Genomic DNA, 19,842 nt, shown 5'->3' with positions numbered 1-19,842 from the left:
ACTGTGAAGAATTGTAGATGGATGACGGAGAAGAGCCGGATGGCGGTTCCCAGTTCAAAAGCCGAACTCATGGCGGCGATTGCGACGACATATGATCGCCTCACCGCCGATCTCGCGAGAGTGCCAACTGACCGTGTAAGGGAAGCATCACTCGCGGGGCACGTTGCGGGGACCATGATGAGCCCAGCCGACTTGGTGGCGTATCTGATCGGATGGAACGATTTGGTGCTCAAGTGGCTGGATCGAGATGACCGGGGTGAGCCGGTCGATTTTCCCGAGGCCGGGTTCAAATGGAATGAACTCGGTCTGCTGGCCCAGAAGTTCTACCGGGATCATGAGGCTTTGGATTGGACCAGTCTGTTGGCACGCCTGAACGAGGCCAAGATCCGGCTGGTCGACACGATTTCCGCACGGTCCGACGCCGAACTCTACGGTCGGCCCTGGTATGGGAAATGGACGAAGGGCCGGATGATCCAGTTCAATACGTCTTCTCCCTACGCCAATGCGCGAGTCCGGATTCGGAAGTGGCTCAAGGAGAAGGGCTGAGAGCGATACAGCTCTCTGCTGCAAGGGCAAACCTGTGCATGCAGCAGAGGTGCCTGTTCTGCTTGTGGCCTTACGCTTTCAACGCGTCTTTCACGGCCTTGGCAGGCGTAAAGGCCAGCTTCTTTGAGGCAGCAATGGTCACGGTTGCGCCGGTTGCCGGGTTGCGGCCTTCGCGTTCGGCGGTTTCCTTGACCTTGAACTTGCCGAAGCCCGGGATCGAGGTTTCTTCGCCGGCAAGGGCGGCGTCGGTCACGGCTTTAAAGACCGCCTCGACGGCGGATTTGGCCTGAGCCTTGGTCAGGCCATTCTCTTCCGCGACTTTGGCGGCGATATCGTTGATCGTGGTCATATGGGTCGCTCCTGTTGGATCCCGATGACCATGTCAGCTTTGGCGCAGAATCGGAATCTTGAATCTCGCGCAACTCGGCTGTTCAAGCCGTTTCCTGCTTCTTTGCTGCTGGCGTGGCGTCGGCGTGTTCTGCCGCAGACGGAGCGTAATCACGTATGCGGTCCATGGTCTGCTGGCATGCCTCATCTGTGGCTTGCAGCGGGGTGCTCGCCAGTTGCCGGAGTGCGCTGATAGTTGGCTCTTCTGGTATCGGCTTTCTTGCCGCGAGGGCGATTGTTCCGATCGGCTCGTTCGCCTGCATGAACATTTCCAGCCAGGGGCCGACATAGTCATTGCCATTGCCGAGGGGTGACGCGGCCGATGGTTCCAGTTCATAGACCATCACACATGCATCGTTCTTGCCGGCTCCGGCCGCCTGATAGCTGCCAAATGCGCGGCGCTCCAACATCCAGGAAAGCGCGATCATCGGTGCGTTTTCCAGCGCCGCTGGCAGATCTTCGGCTCTGTCGATCTGCTGCGGCAGCAGATCGGTGTCGAGGCACCGCCATTGGCTGGTGGTCCCGGAGTAATATGCAAGCAGATAGCGCATTGTCAGCATGCCCATATGTTCTTGTTGTCGCTGGCATCTTCGTCCGACCAGGAGGTAGGGCGCACGTCTTCTGCTCGCAAGGATCTGCGGTGATCCTTGGGCGGGATGCCGCCCAAGGGTATGTCGCCTTGTCTGCACGCACGGCATTACCGACGGGACAACAGCCTGCTGAACCAGCCTCTTTTGCTGGTGATGTTGCGTAGCTTTGACCGGGGCGACCGGGCAAGTGCTTCGCGCCCCGCATCAGTCAGCTGGTAGCGTTTCGCGCTCACCACCCGGAACAGCCCGCGATCCGTCAGGCGCTCGGCAACCTGCTCGGTCTCCGGATCCGCTTCGGGGCCGATCAGGGACAGGGTACTTTCTGGCCGACCCTCAGCCTCGCGCAGAAGGTCGAGCCATGAATATGGCAGGTCATCGTCGGACAACGCACGGCTCCGGAGATGGCGGCGTGTCAGGCATCAGGTCATCTCGCAGCGCAGGCATATCAACTCGCCCTCAGCGGACGACCAGCACCGGCACCGGGCTATGCGCCAGCACTTCTGCGGTCTGGCTGCCGAGTAGCAGACGCCCGAGACCCCGTCGGCCGTGCGAGGACATGCAGATCAGGCTGCAATCCCGCGCTTTCGCCGTTTCGACAATCGCCTCGGCAGGCTGGGCATTCGGGACGTGAAGAACCTCGGCCACCACGCCGATCTTGTCCGCCGCTTCCTTCGCGGTCTTCAGGATGCCATCTGCCAGTTCCTTCTGGCTTTCCTCGAACCCACCGCTGACCTCGATGGGGGCAACCCATGCACCACCGGCAGCCGCCGCATAGACCGGGAAGGCTTCCGTCACGGTCACGATGGTCACTTTCGCACTGAGGGTCTTGGCCAGCGTCAATCCGTGGTCGAGGCCCTTGGTGGCGGTTTCCGATCCATCGGTGGAAATCAGGATGTGATGATACATGACCATTCCTTTTGGCTGACAGGGAAGATCTGGCGCATGGCGGGATCGTCTTGTTGTTGCACAGGTCAGACTTCCGGCCAAGGAAATCCGGGACAAATCAATGCTCGAGACGGTCATCATGCTCTCAGGCGTTACCGATCCGGCGGGCAGAAGAGGGAGAGAGGGGAGGGGGTTTCCATGACGGGTTGGTAGCCGGAGAGAGGGTCTCGCCGGCGCCCGTCCTCGGAGTATCTGACATGGCCACTGCCGTTCAGAAGATCACCCTGTCGTCCTCGCGCGACATCCCCTTCAACAAGTTGGTGCTGAGCCAGTCCAACGTCCGACGCGTCAAGGCTGGCATCTCGGTCGATGAACTGGCCGAGTCCATCGCCCGTCGCGGTCTGATCCAGTCCCTGCATGTGCGCCCGGTTCTGGGTGAGGATGGCACCGAGACGGGCCTGTTCGAGGTGCCCGCCGGTGGCCGCCGCTTCCGGGCGCTGGAAGTGCTGGTGAAGCAGAAGCGCCTCGCCAAGACTGCACCGGTTCCTTGCATCGTGTCCGACGCATCCGACGAAGTGCTGATTGACGAGGTCTCGCTCGCCGAGAACATAGAACGCGCGCCACTGCATCCCGTCGACCAGTTCCGCGCCTTCCAGGCGATGCGCGAGAAGGGCATGACCGAGGAGGCCATTGCGGCCGCCTTCTTCGTCGATTCCAAGGTGGTCAAACAGCGCCTGCGGCTGGTCTCGGTCGCGCCGGCGATGCTCGAGATCTATGCCGAAGATGGCATGACGCTCGAGCAGCTGATGGCCTTCACCATCTCCTCGGATCATGACCGCCAGGTGCAGGTCTGGGATGCGGTGAAAGACAGCTGGTCGAAGGAGCCCTATCAGATCCGGCGCCTGCTGACCGAGACCACGGTGCGGGCCTCCGACAAGCGCGTCACCTTCGTCGGCATCGCGGCCTATGAGGCGGCGGGCGGCTATATGCTGCGCGACCTCTTCCAGCAGGACGATGGCGGCTGGCTGCAGGATCCGGCGCTGCTCGAGCGGCTGGTGAACGAGAAGCTGAAGACCGAGGCCGAGGCCATCGCCGCCGAGGGCTGGAAATGGATCGAGGTCGCGGTCAGCTTCCCCTATAGCCACGCTTATGGCATGCGGCAGCTGATCGGCACTACGGTCGACCTGACCGAAGATGAGCGTGCCACCCGCGAGGCGCTGCGCGACGAATACGACCAGCTCGAGGCCGAGTATTCGCAGGCGGACGAATATCCCGATGAGGTTGATTCCCGGCTGGGCGAGATCGAGAAGACCCTCGGCGCCTTCGAGATGCGGCCGATGATCTACGATCCGGCGCAGATGGCGCGGGCCGGGGTCTTCATCAGCCTCGATGTCGATGGCACGTTGCTGATCGAGCGCGGCTATGTTCGGGCCGAGGATGAAGCACCGTTGGAACCGGAGCCCGAGATCGTCGATCCCGAGACAGGCGAAGTGCTGCAACGCGCTGAGCCGGAGGCCCATCATCAGCGCACGGTGATCACCCTCGGGGGCGAGCCGGCCACAGCACCCGAAGAGGAGGAAGACGAGGGTGAGGCGATCAAACCGCTGCCTGAACGCCTGGTGATCGAACTGACGGCGCATCGGACCCTCGCGCTGCGCGATGCCGTGGCCAACAACCCGCGCATTGCGATGACCGCGCTGTTGCACCGGCTGGTGCTAGACTGCTTCGGCATCCGCAGTTCGGGTAATGCGCTGCAGGCCCGCGTCAGCGAAGTGCATCTGTCGGTGCAGGCTCCTGACCTTGGCGACTCGATCCCGGCGCAGGCCATCGACGAGCGCCATGCGGCATGGCGGGCGGATATCCCGCTCGATGATGGCGCCGATCGGCTCTGGGGCTGGCTGCACGCTCTGGACGAGGCGAGCCGCCAGGCGCTGCTGGCACATTGCCTCAGCTTCGGGGTCAACGCGCTCTACGAGCGTCCCAACCCTTATAGCGGCAATGGCATCAGCCAGCATGGCCTGGACCGGCGCATGCATGAGGCCGATCGCCTCGCGCGCGTGACCGGTCTCGATCTTGTCGAGTCCGGCTGGAAACCGACGGTTGCCAATTACCTCGGCCGCGTGACCAAGGCGCGCATCCTCGAGGCGGTGCGTGAAGGAGTGGGCGAACAGGCGGTGGAACTCATCGGCCATCTGAAGAAGGGCGAGATGGCAACGGAGGCCGAACGGCTGCTGGCAGGCAGTGGCTGGCTGCCGGAGCCGCTGAGGATGGACGCCCAGGATGACATCGCAGAAGCGGCGGATACCGGCAGTGTTGAAGCGGAAACCTTGCCTGACTTCCTTACGGGTGACGGCGAGGACGATGAGCCCGCCGAAGACGAGGAGCAGATGTCTGCGCAAAGCATCGCTGCTGAATGATCTTCACGTGGGGCGGCTTCGGCCGCCCTGCACCCTCTCAATCCAGCCTGCCCGGTCCTCGTGACCGGGCTTTTCTTTTGGAGCACGTCACCATGTCGCGTTCGATCGATATCGACACGATCTTCACCGAAGATCGCAGTAACCCGCCCGAAGAGCGGTGCTTGCCCTGGGAGGAGCCCCGGGATGGCACTTCTGTTGCCGTTGAAGCTATGCCCCCTTGGGCCGAAGACTTGTGTATATTCTGGTTAGATCAGCTTAGGGAGCGTTCGGCCGTTGCGGGAATCCTCGCAGGACCGAGCTGGGTGATATCAGGCCCCGGCTCGGCTGAAGACCAGTGCCGCGTTCACGCCGCCAAAGCCGAAGGCATTTGACAGGACGTGGTTCACCTCGGCGCTGCGCACGGCACCGCGCACCAGATCGAACCCCTCCGCCTCCTCCGCAGGATCGGTGATGTTCAACCCTGCAGGCAGCACCTGATCGCGCAGCGCCAGCACCGAGAAGACCGCCTCCACCGCCCCTGCAGCCCCCAGCATATGTCCGGTTGCCGATTTCGTCGAACTGACCGGCACCCTGCCGCCCTGCGCACCGAATACTTTGGTCAGCGCCGACAGCTCCGCCGCGTCGCCGACCGGGGTCGAGGTGGCATGGGCATTCACGTAGCCGACCTCAGCAGGGGCGACTCCTGCCATCGACAGCGCCATGTCCATTGCACGCGCGGCCTCGCGTCCGTCCGCCCAACCGGCAGTGACGTGATGGGCGTCCGTGGTGGTGCCATAACCCGACAGCACGGCAAGCGGCTTCGCGCCGCGCTTTTGCGCATGGCTCAGCCGCTCGATCACCAGCATTGCCGCGCCCTCTGACAGCACAAAACCCTCATGCGCCGCATCGAAAGGGCGCGATGCCTGAGCCGGGTCATCGTTGAAGCCGAAAGACAGCGCTCGCGCCGCCGTGAAGCCGCCGATGGCGACCGGATCGACACAGGCCTCTGCCCCGCCGCAGAGCGCGATATCGGCCTCGCCATTGCGGATCAGCCTCATCGCATCGCCGATGGCCTGGGCCGAAGCCGCGCAGGCGGTGACCGGCGCGCCCGAAGGCCCGTTAAAGCCATAGCGGATCGAGATCTGGCCCGCCGCGAGGTTCGGAAGGAAAGACGGCACGACGAAGGGCGACAGGCGGCGGACGCCTGCGGTGCGGATGGTATCTGTAGCGCCGGTAATGGCGGGCACGCCACCGACCCCGGTGCCGATCAGGGTAGCCGTGCGGGCACGCGCGGCCTGATCCTGCGGATGCCACCCGGCCTGACGCAGCGCCTCATCGGCGGCCGCCATGGCGTAATGGATGAAGAGGTCAGTCTTGCGCAGCTCTTGCGGCGACATCGCGGCCTCGGGGTCAAAGCCATCCTTAGCTTCGGCTTTGAAAGGCACGAGGCCTGCGATGCGGCACTTCCAGCCGTCCGTGTCGAAGCGGTCATTCAGGCGGATGCCGCTTTCACCGGCCAGCAGGCGCCGCCAACTGGCCTCGACTCCCGCGGCAAGCGGTGTGACCGCCCCAAGACCAGTGACGACAATCGGATCCTGCATGATGGGTGTCCTTTGTGTGTATTTGCACTGTGCATATACACAACACGGTCCGCGCTCAACCCACTTGTGGTGCGATCACTCCTCGGAAAGGGCGCGCGCGACCTGCAGATAGGTCGCGGCCTCCTCTGCTGACACGCGGGAAAGCAGTTCACTCTGCGCCGCCTGCCATTCACCGCGCAGTGTATCAAGCAGCCGGTCGCCGATCTCGGACAAGGCGCAAAGCCGCGCATTCCCGCTTCCTGACAACCGGCGCACTAGGCCTTTTCTCTCAAGCAGATCCAGGCTTCGCGTCAGGCTTGTGCGATCGAGCGCCACCTTCTGCGCAAAGGATGCGACCGGCGAGGAGGGGTGGAACCGGATGGCAGAGAGCAGGGCGAACTGCTGCACGGTCACCCCATGTATCTTCAGCCGCTGGTCATAGCGCCGCAAAAGGATGCGGGCTGCCGAGACCGTGTTGAGCACGAGGCACGTCGAGAAATTGTCTGAGCTTTCCATGCCGCGGACCATGCGCAGGGGCCGGTTCGCCGTCAAGAACTGAAGGGTAAGCGGTCACCCCGGTCTTTCGATCTTGGCCATTGGCTGGCGTCTTTCCCCCCGGTGGCCTAGCGGTGAAGGGATCAGTCCTTCTCTCCTTCCGGCCTCTTTGATCGTGGGTCTCGCGGATCGGTGGCGCGCTCTGATCGCGCTTCCTGCCCTGTCCCTCGTCCCGGTCGAGCGCTCGGGCGGCAGGTGCCGATCCGGTGGCCCAGCCAGTATCCGATCTGGTGCAGCGCCTTGCCCGTGGCGGCAGGTCGGCGGGGAAGGGTGCGCACTGGCCTGTTCGCAGCCTGGGTGATCATCGCCGGTGGTTGCCTGTCGGGTCTTCCTGCCGGTTCCTTCAGGATCGCCGCTGTCTCCTGTCTCTCCGGGGAGTGACGGGACCGCTCGCATGCGTCCTCTGTGATGGGCTGATCTGGCCGAAGACCAGCGCGGAAGCCGCGCTTCGACGTCTCGGCGCAACAGCGTCGTTGAACTTTCTTCCCCTGGGCTTCGCCCATTCCTCGCGAGGCAAGAAAGCCCTGCCTGTGCTGTCAGGGTCCCGGGCGGGACTGCGCCGGTCGTCGTCCTCGGCCTGTCGATCGCCATCGAGGCCGCACTGGAGCGGGCCCGAACACGAGAGAATGGAGACAGACAATGGCGACCATCGGCACCTTCAAGAAGACCGGCAACGAATACACCGGCGAAATCGTCACCCTGAGCGTGCAGGCCAAGGGCGTGCGCATCGTCCCCGACCTGCGGGCCACGGGCGACAAGGCCCCGACGCACCGGATCCTGGTGGGCCGCGCGGAGATCGGCGCCGCCTGGTCGAAGCGCTCGAACGAGGGCCGGGACTATCTGGGCCTGAAGCTGGACGATCCGAGCTTCTCGCACCCGATCTTCGCGAACCTCTTCGATGACGAGGACGGCGAGGGCTACAGCCTGATCTGGTCGCGCCCCAACGGCAACCGGGGGGATTGATCCCGCCAACCAAAGGCCCCGGTCGAAAGACCGGGGCCTTTGGCCTCGCCAGCGCGGAAAGGCCCTCGGGCGGATCTCGGATCAGGCGTTCACGTCATCCTCAAAACGCCGGATGTGGGCGAGGATGTCATCGAAACTCGGCGGCTTCGTATCGAACATCATGGGCGCCATGGCCTTGTAGTCCGTCCGCAGATCCTTGACCCGGTCCTCGCCAGGCAGAAGCCGCAACGTGCCGGGCTTGGCCAGATCATAGCTTGCCCATGCCGAACGGAAGAAGATGGCCTTGTGGTGCGCCACCTGCGCCAGAAGCTCGAAGTCCCGCGATGCAGCGGCTCCTTCTTCGGTCTCGAGCAGCATCGCCAGATCATAGAAATGTCGGGAGAAATACTGAGGTGTCGGCGATCCGACAGGGCGATGCGCCTCGGCATGGAGTGCGGTCGCCTTTTCCCAGAAGGTGCGCCGGGCAGACAGGACGGTGACCTTCGTGTCAGGCTCGTCGAAGAAGTCAGGGTAATCCTCAGCCGCATAGGGCCGGATCACCTTCTCCTCAGTTGGCCATGGGTCTCCACGCGCCCCGAATTCGAGCTTCACGCGGGGGGTGATGTAGGACATGCCCGCATAATCCGTGCCGCCGAAGGCAGGCGGATAATGCAAATTCACGGTCTGCGCGTCATTCGGGTCTATCTCGAGCGACCAGCCACCATCGGCGGGATCACCCAGATGGCGCGCGAATTCTGTTTGCAGCGCTGGAAGCAGTCGCTCCGCAACATGCATTTCGACATCCGTTACCAGATCCGCGATCAACCTCGCCGCTTTGTTCTTTCCAAGCCCCGCCTGCTCGGGGTCCCGTTCGCCGCCATAGCCCAGTTCTGCCCGGTCAAAGGACAGGTCGATATCCTCGGAGAACCGATGGATCGCGTCATAGGCCTTGGACAGCGAGGTGCCGCCTTTGAACACCAGCGATGCGGTTTCCCCGGGCGGAAGCGAGAAAACCCGCCGCAGGGTCCAGCAAACCCAGAAGTCCTTCTCGATAATCGTGTTGGCGACACCGCGACCGGCGGCGGTTTCGCCAAAGAGTGCGGCACGGTCCGCGGCCGACAGGCGGGCAACCTTATCCAAGAGCGGCTCCCGCGCCGGACCCTGAAGGTTTTGGGTCGGCAATCGAGAGCAGGGTTGCCCGCATCCACGCCGGTGCCTGCGTCGCATTCCTGGCGAGAAGCTTCTTGTCGCTGGCCGAGAGGTGACGGCTGGCCGCGTGCATCACGTCAGAGGCCCGTGCAGCACCTACATGGCGCAGGGCCTGAACGACCGTTCCGGCCGGGCTGCCGGGGGCAATCAAATGTTTGGGCGACGTATGGCGAAGATCGATCACCCGCTTCCCGAGCACAACACGGCGCGAAGGCCCATCCGTCAGCCAACGGCTCTGCGCCGCGACCTGCGTCGAGAGGCCGAGCGTATTGGCAGCTTGCGGACCATCAATCTGCAGGTTTGATCCTGTTTCGCGAGCGAGGGCTTTGGCCACATTGTCGGGCAAGGGGGCCAGGGCACCGAGCTTCGGATGGATCTTGGGGAAGTCATAGAGGCCGCGGGCGAGACGCCGGAGGTCTCCGGTCTTGGCCAGCCGCGAAAGCGCCTGATCCACTGCGCCACGGGCTGCCACGTCCAGAAAGTCGCTGGGCGTGAAGACGCTGCCGCGTCCGCTTGCGCGGACACGCTTCATGATCCGATCGGGAACAGAGGCGGATGCCGTCTTCATGTGTCAGAAAATAGGCTATGTTTTTCTTCCAATCAAGTGCGCGATCTACCGCGCCCTGACTCTTGTTCAGACCGAGATTGTCGCAGTTGCGGACAGCGGTAGCGAGCGGGTGTGTTCGGCCGTCCGGGCTCGGCGCTTACGCCGTGTGCCAGGGGTCAGTCAGGGATCCGCTGTAAACCACCCTATTCATTGCCGGCGCGGTGCAGATCTCCGATCTGGCCTGAAGAAAGTCGGCAACCTTGATCAGCGAAGCGCCAAGGCCGGCGGCAGCGGAGGCATCCCGTCACTGGACACGGCCCCTGTCAGAGCCAAAGCCCCATCCCCGCTTCCATTCGCAAACCTTGGTCCGATCCGTTTCTTTGAAATCAACCCGTAAAGGGTCGGCTTGACGCTTTGCGTGCCGCCCTCGGGGATTCGGGCAAGAGGCCCGAACGCCCTCGGGTGATTGCAGATCCGGTCAGACACTTCGGGCGCCTGTTGAGCGGGGGATGGTCCCTCGTCTCCAAAGACAGGAGCCAGTCCCATGTCCAAGAAGGATGCCACCGCATACGCTGCCAGCCTCGCCGCTACGCTGATGGTCTCGATTGTCGTGTTTCAGGCCGGCGATGGCAGCCATGCCGCCATGCCCGCCGATGAATATGATGGCGATGAGACCCTCATCGCCCTCGAGATCGACCCGTGGCAGTGAGGCGCGCAAGCGCCTCACCCCCTTCGGGGGGCCTGCGCGGCGGGCCGCGCCGTCCACCGGGGCGTCCGCGCCAACGCTGGCGCGCGCCGTGCAAACGAGCCGGACGGGGCCCGGCACGGGAGAGGTCGAGGAGGGATCCGGGAAGGGCGAGCCTTCCGGTCCCAGAGAGCGCGCCGGTCGGCTTCACCTGTCCACTCGCTCTCAGGAGAAGTCCCATGACTCAAGAGATTGCAGCCACCCCGGAAGTCAGCCTGGCGGCCGCCATGGCGCAATTTGATGCCTCGCGCTTGGCGCATCAGACGCTCAGCACCACGGCAATGGCCGCGAACAAGGAGACCCTGTTCGCGGCCATGCGCGCTGCCGGGATCACCGAGATCATCGTCACCTTCGATGGTGCCGGCGACAGCGGGCAGGTCGAAGACATCGACGCCCGCTGCGGCGATACCGCGGTGCCGATGCCGGACACGGAAATCACGCTCGCACAGGTCAGCTGGGGCATCAGCGAGATTTCGACCAGCAGCATGTCGCTCTCGGAGGCCGTCGAGACTTTGGCGTATGACCTCCTCTCCGACTGCCATGGCGGCTGGGAGAACTGCGATGGCGCTTTCGGGGAGTTCCATTTCGACGCCGAGGCCGGGACGATCCTGCTCGACTACAACGAACGGTTCACCTCGTCCGAGCAATTCAACCACACGTTCTGAGGGCTGGGAACATGGCACATCCCTATCATCACGCCCTGTCCTCGGTGAAGAAATGGGGCGGCACAGTGGACGACTTCATCGACCTGCATAGCTGGTTCGATACCTCGAAACTGATCCTGTCCGACTTTCGGCATCGCGCGCTGCGCCACCATGCCGAAGGCATCTTTCTCATGGAGACGGTGTTCGGCAAAACGCTGGCGCTCTCCTCGGGCCGGGTGATCCCGACGCGATGGGTTGGCGAACAGCATGTCCGCGAGGATCTCGGCCATATCCCGAGCTTCGCCGATTGGGCGCGGGCGATCCGTCCTGAACCCTGGATGGGGCGCACGCCGAAAATCGAGGCGGAGGTCGAGCCTTTGCCTGTGGCACCAACACCGGCCCCTGATCCGTTCTGCTCCCTTCTCGGCCTGACCGCTGATGCCACCGCGTTCACGGTTCTGCGCGCCGCTGCACATGCGTTCCATTCCACTATCCGCATGGATCCCGGCCTCAGGCTCGCCCGGCGGCGCTTCTACCGCCAGATGCTGGCCGCCCATGCGGCGGCAGCGTCGCAAGGCTCTCCCAGATCCCCGGGAACCTGACCCTTTCCTTCAGTCCAATCCCGACCAGTCCCGGCCTCGTGCCGGGTTTTCCATTTCTGACAAGGAGCCTGTCATGGCTGACTATTACACGCACTTTTCCTGTCTGCTCGATGCGGGTTCGCCTGAGAATGCCGCCAAGGCGATGGCACTGTTCCTCCGCCTGCGCGCCGAAGAGGCGGATGCCGACGAGCTTGCGTTCAACGGCTTCGATCTCGTCCAGCAAGACGGGCCGAGCGGCTCGCAACTCTGGATCCATGATGATGATCAGGGCGACGTCGAGGGCGTCATCAACTTCGTGCTGCGCCTTGCCGAAGAGCTGAACCTCACCGGCCTCTGGGGGTTCGACTATGCCAATACCTGTTCTCGCCCCAGGGTCGAGGCTTTCGGTGGCGGGGCGCATGTCATCGACCTTGGCGCACGCAAGAGCATCGGCTGGATCAGCACACATGAATGGCTGACCGCCGTTCTGAATGGCGAGTACATCGACGCGGTGGAGGCGGTAGCAGAATGAACACCACGGTTCCGATCACCCCCGCTTCTCCCTCCCGGCCGCTCCCCGTTATCGAGTTTGGGCGCAGCGCCGACGACCTGCTCGTCGCCCGTGTTGGTGGCACTGCCTTCGCCATGGTGCCGACCCGTCAAGGGCGGCATTTCCTGGCGACGGGCTGGCGGCTTTCTCGCCCGCTCGACACTTGGCGACGTGGTGACTTCTACGGTCATTCCGGTGATGTGGCCGACGAGGCTGCGTTTCGGGCGCTGGTCGCCGAGAATGCCGAACACCAGCGTGAGCGTGCGGCACTCGGGCGGCGTGAGGTTGGCTCTCGGGCCTATACGCCATGGGGGCCATCACAGAGCGCGATGATCTATGGAGAAGGCGTCCTCTGCCATTCCACGGTCGGGCATGGCGGGTTCCAGCTTGCGGCTGAGCAGAACGACCGCGTGCATCCGCTGCTGCGATCCTCCTCTGGGTTCTACGAGGAAGACGCCGAATGGGCGGCGGTAGCGCAGGCTTTTCCGGATCTCTTCACAGGTTATGAACAACGGCTGGCCGACGAGACGCTGCGCAATCACTGGCCAGAGGCCTGGGAGGCTATTCATGGTCGCGCCCTTCAGTCCGGCGAATCCCGGGAGCGGGATCGCCAGATCTTCGAGCGTCAGCATGCCGGGGACTGGATCGTGATCGCGGCGGTCAGTTCGGATCGATTTTCCGGTTTCGTGGAAACGACCGCGACACCGGGCGGGCAACGCGGACCGGGCGTCGAGCGCCGCCGCTTCCTCATCCCGTCGGCTGAGTATGAACCCGGTCTGTTCGGGTTCGTCGTCGATCCCACGCGGCATCAAGTTCTGACCGATGGCGATGATTGACTGTCGGTTCTGATGATCTCGGCCGCGCGCGCCTGGTGCGCGGCCCGGAGGGAGAGGTGGGGGCGGGGTAAAGCGACGGGTCTTGAGGTGGGAGAGAGGCTTCCGCTGCTCGTCGTGGAGATACCGCGATGCCCTATTCTGGCTCAACTGAAGGGTTTCGATCCGCCGGACGGGTGCTGATCAGCCAGGCTCTTGCGCGGCTTCAATTGGCGCAGCGCACTCCTCTGACTGTCACCTGTTCCGGTGAGGCGCGCTATCTCGATCCGGATCTTGCTCAGTGGGCCTTCGAGCGTTTCGTCTGTCTCGGCACCTGTGACAGCCTCGTGGACGCGATGATGCTGGTGTCAACGCGCCTTGGAAGCGGCGACATTACCTGTGGCGATGATCCCGCGCTCGGCTTCACGCCACAGCTGATCGCGGTGATTGATGCCGCTCAGGGGCTCGTGATGACTGGCGAGGTTTCGAATGGTGGCGTGACCTGGGTTCAGCCCGTCGCAAGCGATGCTGAAGTGCGGGCGGTGGTTGCGTTGGCCTGCAGGCAACGCACGGAGGCGCAGCATCTCGCCGATTCGGGCAAACATGCCGAAGCCAGTGGTTTGCGCCGGCGGGCGGCCGCGACCGAAGGGCGCCTGGTCGATCCGTTCTGGCGCGATGCTGCACACTTGGCGCTTCTGCAGCGGTGGGCCGCGTGAAGCCGTCGATCATCGAGATCACGTTCTATCGCTTCCCTGAACTGCTGCCGGTGGCCTCATCCAGCAGAATGGTAGAGGAATCGCGACCGGTATTCCGTCGGTGTCAGTCCTGTTGATTTGCGGAACTGTTTTCGCAGTGCGTGGCCGGACCCGAAGCCCACTGCATGGGCGATGACATCAATGCCGAAAGTCTGTTTTGTCAGCAGCGCCTTGGCCGCCTCGATCCGCTCAGAGACCAGCCACAGGCCCGGGCTGACTCCGGTGGCCTCGTGAAAGCGGCGCAAGAAGGTGCGCAGGCTCATGCCGGAGGCGGCGGCCATCGTCGCCGTGGTCCAGTCCTGACCGAGAGTTTCACGGACTTTGTCAAGAAGGGGAGCGATCTCGCCCGTTGGACGCTCGGGAACCGGACGTTCCAGAAATTGCGCCTGCCCGCCGGTGCGATGGGCCGGCACGACCAGGCGCCGTGCAACGGAATTCGCGGCCTCAGAGCCGAAGTCATCGCGCACGGTGGCGATCAGCAGATCAATCCCCGCCGCACTGCCGGCCGAGGTGAAGATCCGACCCTCCGCCCGATAGAGCACAGAGGCGTCCACCGTCAGCTCGGGATGGCGGTCCTGCAGCGCCGTCGCATAGCGCCAATGGGTCGTGGCGACCCGGCCATTGAGCAAGCCGGTTGCCGCCAGCACGAAGGCGCCAGAGCAGATCGAGATCAACCGCGCCCCGCGGGCATGTGCGGCGCGGAGCTTTGCGCAAAGAGCCTCCGGCACCGGAACATTCGCGCCCTTCCAGCCCGGAACGACAATGATGTCGGCCTCATCAAGCGCGTCATCGCCCCGGTCTGGCGTGATGGTGAACCCGCCATGCGCCCGCAAGGGCCCCGGTTCGATGGCGCAGCTGACAAAACGATACCAGCCCGGGCCCATTTCGGGCCGGTACAGCCCGAAAACCTCGGCAGTGATGCCGAATTCGAAGGTGCACAGCCCGTCATAGAGCAGGGCTGCGACCAGAGGGCCGGGGGCGGTTGTTGCGGCGTGCTGTGTGTTTGGCATAATGGTTACGTATATTGTCATTGATGCCATCTGGCAAGCTGGCCGCTCTGGCGCCAGATATGGGCAAGAGCCAGAAGGAGTGCATCATGAAGTCCGCAGTCACCCAAGTTCCCGCCGCCCCCAGCGATATCGCGCGCGAGCATTTCGCCGCGGAGTTCAGCTTTGAAACCGATTGCTGGGACACGCATGACGCGCTGTCCAAGGGGGCCGATTTCGTGCTGCTCGATGTGCGCAGCCCGGCGATGTTCGCCAAGGGCCATGTGCCGGGGGCGACCAACCTGCCGCATGGCAAGATCATCCGTTCCAAACTGGCAGACTGGCCGGACGACACCCTGTTCGTGACCTATTGCGCAGGCCCGCACTGCAATGGCGCCGCGCGCGGCGCCCTGCGGCTGGCAGAGCTGGGCCGCCCGGTCAAGATCATGGCCGGCGGCATCACCGGCTGGCTGGATGAAGGGTTCGAGCTTGCCATGGGTGAAGTGTGACCCCGTTTGTCCGGCGCGCCATAGCGGGTGACGCGCCGGAGCTTCTCGGCCTGATCCGCGACCATGCCGCCTTTGAGCGCGGTATGGCCAGCATCACGTCCGACGATTTAGATGCGCTGCTGACCATGCCCTCCCCGCCCTCGCTCATCTGGGTTGCGGAGGCTGAGGGCCTGACGGGTTATGCGGCGCTGACATTTGACTATGCGTTGTGGTCGGGCGAGCGGTTCGGCCATCTGGATTGTCTGTACGTCAGGCCCGAGCAGCGGGGGCAGGGGACAGCCCGTCATCTGTTCAAGGCGGTGGCGGATGCCACCGCTTCATCAGGCGCCGCGCGGTTGGAATGGCAAACGCCGTTCTGGAACGCGAATGCCCATCAGTTCTACACCCGCATGGGCGCGACCTCTGTGCAGAAGCACCGGTTCCATCTGCCGCTGGGGCGTTGAGGTGCGTGCCGGGTTTTGATCGCGCTTCCTGCCCTGTCCCTCTTGCCGTCAGCCCTGGCGCCCGGCCGAGGGTCGGGACTGTCTGGACCTGAAGCCGAACGGTCCGAGCTTCTCGCACCCGATCTTCGCGAACCTTTTCGATGACGAGGGCGGCGAGGGCCACATATCGAAAAGTCGGCGGGGGCTGCCCTGAGTAAGTCCGATTGTGATCGGGTGTTCGACGACAAGGCGTCTGGCGTGAGGGCCGCCCGCCCGGGATTGCTGGATGCTATTTTGCCCACAAAGGCAGGGAGTAGAGGCGGTCACATGAACGTGCCGGCCAGCATCCATGCGACTGAAACGGCCAGCGCCAGCGCCATCAGCCGGTTGAACAGGCGCATCCTCCTTTGACCAACGCGGGCACCGCCCCATGCCCATAGTGCCAGCGATAGCCAGCAGATCGCGCCGAACAGCACGGCAAACACGATCAACCCCGTCCCGCGATTTGCGAGCGGCAGCACGAAGGTCGATAGCGAGGAAAACACCGCAAGCCATGCCTTGGGGTTCAGTCCCTGCACCAGTGCGCCCGACCAGAAGCCCGGCGTATGGTCGAGGCCCTGGCGCTCGACCATGCCGTCATCGCGTGCGAGGCCCCAGGCCATCCAGAGCAGATAGATGCTGCCGATCACGGTCATTGGCCGGGCGAGCATCAGTATCCAGCCGGTTCCTGCCAACATGCCCGTGCCGAAGGCAAGAAACAGCACGAGGAAACTGGCGGTGGCGCCGGTGACGAAGGCCAGCGCCCGCGCAGCACCATAGCGCGCCCCGGTCATCGCACCGACGATGTTGACGGGTCCCGGCGTGGCCGAAGCGGCCAGCGCGAAGCCAATCATGGCAAGAAGCGTCTCGAACGGCGGCATGGGTCAGCGCAGCAGCGGCAGGCGGCCGCAAATCCGGTTCACCGCCTTGCGGGGACCGCCAAGCAGAATCGCCTGCGGCGCGTGACCGGCCAGCGGCTCGGCGGCGATGCGGGCCGTATAGTCCGAATAATCCCGCGCCTCGAACGCCGAGCGCATATAGGTGAGCCGGATCGGCAAATCTTCGGCGGCAAGGAACAGCGCCGGCAGATCGGCGGCAGGAGCGCCGAGAACCGGCAGCGCAACGCTGGTGATGCCGGAAAGCGTCACGCCGTCCTGCGTGGGGGTCTCGGCCCCGACCAGTTCCGGGCGCAACTGGCCGAGGCTCATCCCGAGAACGGCGGCGAAATTGGTCTTGAGACCGAGCGGCAAATCTTCGGCAAGGATGATGACGGGCTTGAACGACATGTAGAACGCACCTCTTTCGGAACGCTCTGGCATGGATCATCCGGCCGAGGATTGGACAAAATTGACCTTTCTAATGCCGGATCAGCGCGCCGGGCGTCACGCCATAGTGGCGGCGGAACTGCCGGATGAGATGCGGCTGATCGCAGAAACCCGCCGCGATGGCGGCCTCGGCAGCAGGCACGCCGCCCAGCAACAGGCGACGGGCGTAGACAACCCTGTAGTGGATCACATGCGCATGGGGGGTCATGCCGGTCGCGCGGGCAATGCTGCGCACCAGATAGGACGGATGCAACCCGGCCTCGGCTGCCAGATCATCAAGGGTGAGGCTTTCCCCCGCCTCGACACCGGCGGTGATACGCTCTCGCAGCACCGCGAGCGCGCGCGGCTCTTGCCCCGGCGGGCGAAGCTCGGCGCGGCCATGGCGGGCGAAGGCCCCGGCGAGAGCCTCATGCACGGCTTCCTCGACCCCCATCCGCCAGTCCGGCCCGGTCTGGCCGTTCAACTGTCGGGCCAGGCCGTCCAGGGCCCGCATAAGCTGGAAACCGCGATCTTGCGGCGCGATCTCGGAAAAGCCGCGCAGATCGCGCAGGCCAAGCACCTCGCGCACGGCGGCTTCCGAAACATAGAGCATGTTGTAGCGCACCCGGCCTGCGGCGGCATGGCCCGTATGTGGTTCTTCGGGGTTCATCAGCGACAGAGAGCCGGCTGGCAGCACCATGCTTTCGCCGCGGCAAACGTACCCTCCGGCCCCTTCGGCAATCGCGCCGATCGCAAAACCCGCATGTGCGTGGCGGCTGAATGTCTGCGTGCTGAAAGCGGCCTCGAACAGTTCGATACCGTGATGCCAGCTAAGGTGATGATATTGGTTGGCGGACATATCGGCGGCTTACCCGGCTGCGCCAGCGGGGACAAAATCGTCCATCAGAATGAACGTGGCATTCTGCCGCTGGTGGGCGTTGATCTGCGGGACCAGGCGGCGGAAATGCTCGGTCGCGCAATGCTGGTCCAGCGCCGTGCGGTCGGGCCAGGTTTCGATAAAGATGAAATGGCCCGGGTCCTTCTGATCCACGAACAGCTCATAGCTAATACACAGCGGTTCCCTGCGGGTCAGCCGGACCAACTCGTCATAGAACGGGCGGACGATACCGACCGCTTCGGGCCGAATGAAATCCTGCGCAATGACCTGCAGCATCGGCTTCCCCTTCTGTTCATGACACCCCCGAAACCCAAGGCAGGACCTCTTCGCGATCCTGCCCCTGGATCGCCGCTTAATCATTGAGCCTGTCGGCCAATCGCGCCATCAGGTCCATGCGCTCATGGAGTATCGCGACGATCAGCGCGGGCGCGTTCTCGCGCGGTAGGCAAAACACATAGTGATGTTCGCAGCGAGCCATGCGCAGTGCCGGATAGAGCGTATCCATTTCCTTGAACACGCCCTGCCCGGCCGCAACACGGGCAATGCCCGTTTTGAGCTTCGCAACGTAAGCGCGCACCTGAGCCGCGCCCCATTCCTTCCGCGTGTAGCGGACGATGCCGCGCAGGTCGGCTTCCGCGTCATCGGTCAGGACGTAGGTCAAGCACCGTCACCCACGGCAAGTTCTTCATCGAGAATCTGGTCGATGCTCTTGCCCGAGACCTTACCGGACAGCCCGGATTCAATCCGATCCCCAAGCAGGGCCTTTAGCTCCTGCCACGCCTGATCGGCGTCGATGTCGCCAGGGAACAGCCGTTCGAGCGCGTATTGCTTGATCGTCTTGCCCTGCATGGCGGCAAGCGCCTTGAGGCTTTGGTGCTGCTGGTCGGTCATGTCGATGGTCAGGCGGCTCACGCAATTACCTCGCTATCTCCCACATACCCACATTAGCACATATGCATGCAGGAGGACACCCCCAGCCCTGCGTGGGCTAAACCTGTCCTCGCCCGGCGCCCACCGCGCCCTCAATGGCGACCATCGGCACCTTCAAGAAGACCGGCAACGAATACACCGGCGAAATCGTCACGCCTTAGGCGTTCAGGCCAAGGGCGTGCGCATCGTCCCGGGCCTGCGGACCACGGGCGAGAACGCGCCCTCGCACGGGATCCTGGTTGGCCGGGCGGAGATTGGCGCGGCCTGGCCGAAGCGCTCGACCGAGGGCCGGGACTATCTGGGCCTGAAGCTGGACGATCCGAGCTTTGCGCACCCAATCTTCGCGAGCCTCTTCGCTTAAGAGGACGGCGAGGGCTACAGCCCGATCTGGTCGCGGCCCAACGGCCGCAGGGGGGACTGATCCCTCCAACCACAAGGCCCCGGGCGAAAGACCAGGGCCTTCAAACTGGTCGTCGCGGCAGACCGTTATGGGGGGATTGCGGGCGGTCGGGCGAGGCATTGAAGCCCCACCCGACCTGTTATCATGCCTTCTGCCTGAGTGTCGCATTCGGGAACGGAAAGCCAAAATCGTCGACATCGCGGCGAGCAACCTCGCGGAAACCGAGGCGATTGTAGAAGCGAACGGCCTGCTCATTCTCAGTGTAGACCTCAAGGGAAAGCTCCCCCTTTCGGGCCAAGGCATCAGCGATAAGTTTGCGGCCAACGCCAAGGCCCTGGCGGTCTGGCGAGATGAAAATCCCGCCAATGAAGGTCCCTAGAAGGCTGATGAAGCCAACAGGATCTCCATCGAGGCAAGCGACTGAAGTCTCTGCCTTTGGCAAATACTCCCGCTCGATGAGCCCGCGCTGCTCGGTCAGCCTTTTCTCACCAATGAAGGGATGGGTGTTGAATCTCACGCGGAACTGAGCCGGTTTTGTCACCGAGAAGTGAGCCACCTCTGATTATGGATTTTGGTTCAAGCTGGGGTCAAGGTTGGGTGTGTCTCCTTCTTTTTTCTTACTGCAGCTGC

General features: G+C 63.7%; 27 protein-coding genes and 1 pseudogene. 12 read left to right on the top strand and 16 right to left on the bottom strand.

Annotated features, from left to right (window positions below; genetic code table 11):
• The first annotated feature begins 21 nt into the window (after positions 1–21).
• Positions 22–546: a ClbS/DfsB family four-helix bundle protein gene (locus HOY34_RS18365; RefSeq protein WP_301538915.1), complete on the top strand. Its 525-nt coding sequence runs from the start codon at positions 22–24 to the stop codon at positions 544–546.
• Positions 547–616: 70 nt separating this feature from the next.
• Here HOY34_RS18365 and HOY34_RS18360 read toward each other — a convergent pair whose 3' ends face one another.
• From HOY34_RS18360 to HOY34_RS18345, 4 genes are all read right to left on the bottom strand, one after another.
• Positions 617–895: an HU family DNA-binding protein gene (locus HOY34_RS18360; protein WP_172365553.1), complete on the bottom strand. Its 279-nt coding sequence runs from the start codon at positions 893–895 to the stop codon at positions 617–619.
• An 82-nt stretch (positions 896–977) separates the two neighbouring features.
• The gene (locus HOY34_RS18355; RefSeq protein ID WP_172365551.1) at positions 978–1,484 is read right to left on the bottom strand and encodes a hypothetical protein; all 507 of its coding nucleotides are present in this window, start codon (positions 1,482–1,484) and stop codon (positions 978–980) included.
• 146 nt (positions 1,485–1,630) lie between these two features.
• Positions 1,631–1,909 (bottom strand): hypothetical protein, encoded by a 279-nt coding sequence (locus HOY34_RS18350; protein ID WP_253944540.1) that lies wholly within the window; start codon positions 1,907–1,909, stop codon positions 1,631–1,633.
• A 70-nt stretch (positions 1,910–1,979) separates the two neighbouring features.
• A complete protein-coding gene (locus HOY34_RS18345) occupies positions 1,980–2,429 on the bottom strand; it encodes a universal stress protein (protein WP_172365549.1) in 450 nt (149 codons plus the stop codon).
• 236 nt (positions 2,430–2,665) lie between these two features.
• Here HOY34_RS18345 and HOY34_RS18340 point away from each other — a divergent pair, with 236 nt between their 5' ends.
• Positions 2,666–4,825, top strand: a complete 2,160-nt coding sequence (locus HOY34_RS18340; protein WP_172365547.1) for a ParB/RepB/Spo0J family partition protein — start codon at positions 2,666–2,668, stop codon at positions 4,823–4,825.
• Positions 4,826–5,133: 308 nt separating this feature from the next.
• On the opposite strand, the gene fabF is transcribed toward HOY34_RS18340, so the two are convergent.
• Together fabF and HOY34_RS18330 are read right to left on the bottom strand one after the other, a co-directional pair.
• The gene (gene fabF / locus HOY34_RS18335) at positions 5,134–6,405 is read right to left on the bottom strand and encodes a beta-ketoacyl-ACP synthase II (RefSeq protein WP_172365545.1); all 1,272 of its coding nucleotides are present in this window, start codon (positions 6,403–6,405) and stop codon (positions 5,134–5,136) included.
• A gap of 75 nt (positions 6,406–6,480) precedes the next feature.
• Positions 6,481–6,900 (bottom strand): MarR family winged helix-turn-helix transcriptional regulator, encoded by a 420-nt coding sequence (locus HOY34_RS18330; protein WP_172365544.1) that lies wholly within the window; start codon positions 6,898–6,900, stop codon positions 6,481–6,483.
• A gap of 678 nt (positions 6,901–7,578) precedes the next feature.
• Here HOY34_RS18330 and HOY34_RS18325 point away from each other — a divergent pair.
• Positions 7,579–7,902: a DUF736 domain-containing protein gene (locus HOY34_RS18325; RefSeq protein WP_088216798.1), complete on the top strand. Its 324-nt coding sequence runs from the start codon at positions 7,579–7,581 to the stop codon at positions 7,900–7,902.
• 81 nt (positions 7,903–7,983) lie between these two features.
• On the opposite strand, the gene HOY34_RS18320 is transcribed toward HOY34_RS18325, so the two are convergent.
• A complete protein-coding gene (locus tag HOY34_RS18320) occupies positions 7,984–9,021 on the bottom strand; it encodes a nucleotidyl transferase AbiEii/AbiGii toxin family protein (RefSeq protein ID WP_172365542.1) in 1,038 nt (345 codons plus the stop codon).
• A complete protein-coding gene (locus tag HOY34_RS18315; protein ID WP_216654829.1) occupies positions 9,014–9,658 on the bottom strand; it encodes a DUF6088 family protein in 645 nt (214 codons plus the stop codon). The genes HOY34_RS18320 and HOY34_RS18315 overlap by 8 nt, the downstream gene beginning before the upstream one ends.
• Before the next feature lie 523 nt (positions 9,659–10,181).
• Between HOY34_RS18315 and HOY34_RS18310 the strand changes: the two genes are divergently transcribed.
• The 6 genes and pseudogenes from HOY34_RS18310 (at position 10,182) to HOY34_RS18285 (ending at position 13,685) form a co-directional block, all read left to right on the top strand.
• Positions 10,182–10,346, top strand: coding sequence for a hypothetical protein (locus HOY34_RS18310; protein WP_172365540.1), 165 nt, complete (start codon positions 10,182–10,184; stop codon positions 10,344–10,346).
• Positions 10,347–10,561: 215 nt separating this feature from the next.
• Positions 10,562–11,047, top strand: coding sequence for a DUF6878 family protein (locus tag HOY34_RS18305; protein ID WP_172365538.1), 486 nt, complete (start codon positions 10,562–10,564; stop codon positions 11,045–11,047).
• Between the two features lie 11 nt (positions 11,048–11,058).
• Positions 11,059–11,418: pseudogene (locus HOY34_RS18300) on the top strand (DUF6915 family protein); the annotation flags it as partial.
• 283 nt (positions 11,419–11,701) lie between these two features.
• Positions 11,702–12,139: a hypothetical protein gene (locus HOY34_RS18295; protein ID WP_172365536.1), complete on the top strand. Its 438-nt coding sequence runs from the start codon at positions 11,702–11,704 to the stop codon at positions 12,137–12,139.
• Positions 12,136–12,993 carry a DUF7007 domain-containing protein gene (locus HOY34_RS18290; RefSeq protein WP_172365534.1) on the top strand — a complete coding sequence of 286 codons (858 nt, stop codon included), beginning with the start codon at positions 12,136–12,138 and terminating at the stop codon, positions 12,991–12,993. The genes HOY34_RS18295 and HOY34_RS18290 overlap by 4 nt, the downstream gene beginning before the upstream one ends.
• Before the next feature lie 128 nt (positions 12,994–13,121).
• Positions 13,122–13,685: a hypothetical protein gene (locus tag HOY34_RS18285; protein ID WP_172365532.1), complete on the top strand. Its 564-nt coding sequence runs from the start codon at positions 13,122–13,124 to the stop codon at positions 13,683–13,685.
• Positions 13,686–13,741: 56 nt separating this feature from the next.
• Here the strand turns inward: HOY34_RS18285 and ftrA are convergent, their stop codons facing one another.
• Positions 13,742–14,755 carry a transcriptional regulator FtrA gene (gene ftrA / locus HOY34_RS18280; RefSeq protein ID WP_172365530.1) on the bottom strand — a complete coding sequence of 338 codons (1,014 nt, stop codon included), beginning with the start codon at positions 14,753–14,755 and terminating at the stop codon, positions 13,742–13,744.
• A gap of 38 nt (positions 14,756–14,793) precedes the next feature.
• Between ftrA and HOY34_RS18275 the strand changes: the two genes are divergently transcribed.
• The gene (locus HOY34_RS18275; RefSeq protein ID WP_253944539.1) at positions 14,794–15,219 is read left to right on the top strand and encodes a rhodanese-like domain-containing protein; all 426 of its coding nucleotides are present in this window, start codon (positions 14,794–14,796) and stop codon (positions 15,217–15,219) included.
• Positions 15,216–15,662 (top strand): GNAT family N-acetyltransferase, encoded by a 447-nt coding sequence (locus HOY34_RS18270; RefSeq protein WP_172365528.1) that lies wholly within the window; start codon positions 15,216–15,218, stop codon positions 15,660–15,662. Before HOY34_RS18275 ends, HOY34_RS18270 begins: the two co-directional genes overlap by 4 nt.
• A gap of 302 nt (positions 15,663–15,964) precedes the next feature.
• Here HOY34_RS18270 and HOY34_RS18265 read toward each other — a convergent pair whose 3' ends face one another.
• The 6 genes from HOY34_RS18265 to HOY34_RS18240 all read right to left on the bottom strand — a co-directional run bounded on the left by HOY34_RS18265 (position 15,965) and on the right by HOY34_RS18240 (position 18,794).
• The gene (locus tag HOY34_RS18265) at positions 15,965–16,561 is read right to left on the bottom strand and encodes a LysE family translocator (RefSeq protein ID WP_172365526.1); all 597 of its coding nucleotides are present in this window, start codon (positions 16,559–16,561) and stop codon (positions 15,965–15,967) included.
• Between the two features lie 3 nt (positions 16,562–16,564).
• Positions 16,565–16,999: a DUF2000 domain-containing protein gene (locus HOY34_RS18260; protein WP_253944538.1), complete on the bottom strand. Its 435-nt coding sequence runs from the start codon at positions 16,997–16,999 to the stop codon at positions 16,565–16,567.
• 37 nt (positions 17,000–17,036) lie between these two features.
• The gene (locus HOY34_RS18255; RefSeq protein WP_172365524.1) at positions 17,037–17,843 is read right to left on the bottom strand and encodes an AraC family transcriptional regulator; all 807 of its coding nucleotides are present in this window, start codon (positions 17,841–17,843) and stop codon (positions 17,037–17,039) included.
• Between the two features lie 9 nt (positions 17,844–17,852).
• On the bottom strand, positions 17,853–18,158 hold the full coding sequence (locus tag HOY34_RS18250) for a putative quinol monooxygenase (protein ID WP_172365522.1): 306 nt from the start codon (positions 18,156–18,158) through the stop codon (positions 17,853–17,855).
• Between the two features lie 76 nt (positions 18,159–18,234).
• Entirely contained in the window at positions 18,235–18,543 is a 309-nt protein-coding gene (locus HOY34_RS18245; RefSeq protein ID WP_172365520.1) for a type II toxin-antitoxin system RelE/ParE family toxin, read from the bottom strand.
• Positions 18,540–18,794 carry an antitoxin gene (locus HOY34_RS18240; RefSeq protein ID WP_172365518.1) on the bottom strand — a complete coding sequence of 85 codons (255 nt, stop codon included), beginning with the start codon at positions 18,792–18,794 and terminating at the stop codon, positions 18,540–18,542. The genes HOY34_RS18245 and HOY34_RS18240 overlap by 4 nt, the downstream gene beginning before the upstream one ends.
• A 196-nt stretch (positions 18,795–18,990) precedes the next feature.
• On the opposite strand from HOY34_RS18240, the gene HOY34_RS18235 reads away from it, so the two are divergent.
• The gene (locus tag HOY34_RS18235; protein WP_436645229.1) at positions 18,991–19,173 is read left to right on the top strand and encodes a DUF736 domain-containing protein; all 183 of its coding nucleotides are present in this window, start codon (positions 18,991–18,993) and stop codon (positions 19,171–19,173) included.
• Positions 19,174–19,354: 181 nt separating this feature from the next.
• On the opposite strand, the gene HOY34_RS18230 is transcribed toward HOY34_RS18235, so the two are convergent.
• Complete coding sequence (locus HOY34_RS18230; protein ID WP_366926981.1) at positions 19,355–19,729, bottom strand: GNAT family N-acetyltransferase; 375 nt, start codon at positions 19,727–19,729, stop codon at positions 19,355–19,357.
• Positions 19,730–19,842: the final 113 nt, after the last annotated feature.

Origin of the sequence: Pseudogemmobacter hezensis (genome assembly GCF_013155295.1) — a bacterium.
In the GTDB taxonomy this organism is placed as follows: Bacteria; Pseudomonadota; Alphaproteobacteria; order Rhodobacterales; family Rhodobacteraceae; genus Pseudogemmobacter; species Pseudogemmobacter hezensis.
The sequence above is the reverse complement of the archived record's forward strand: the minus strand, read 5'-3'. Positions and strand labels throughout refer to the sequence as shown.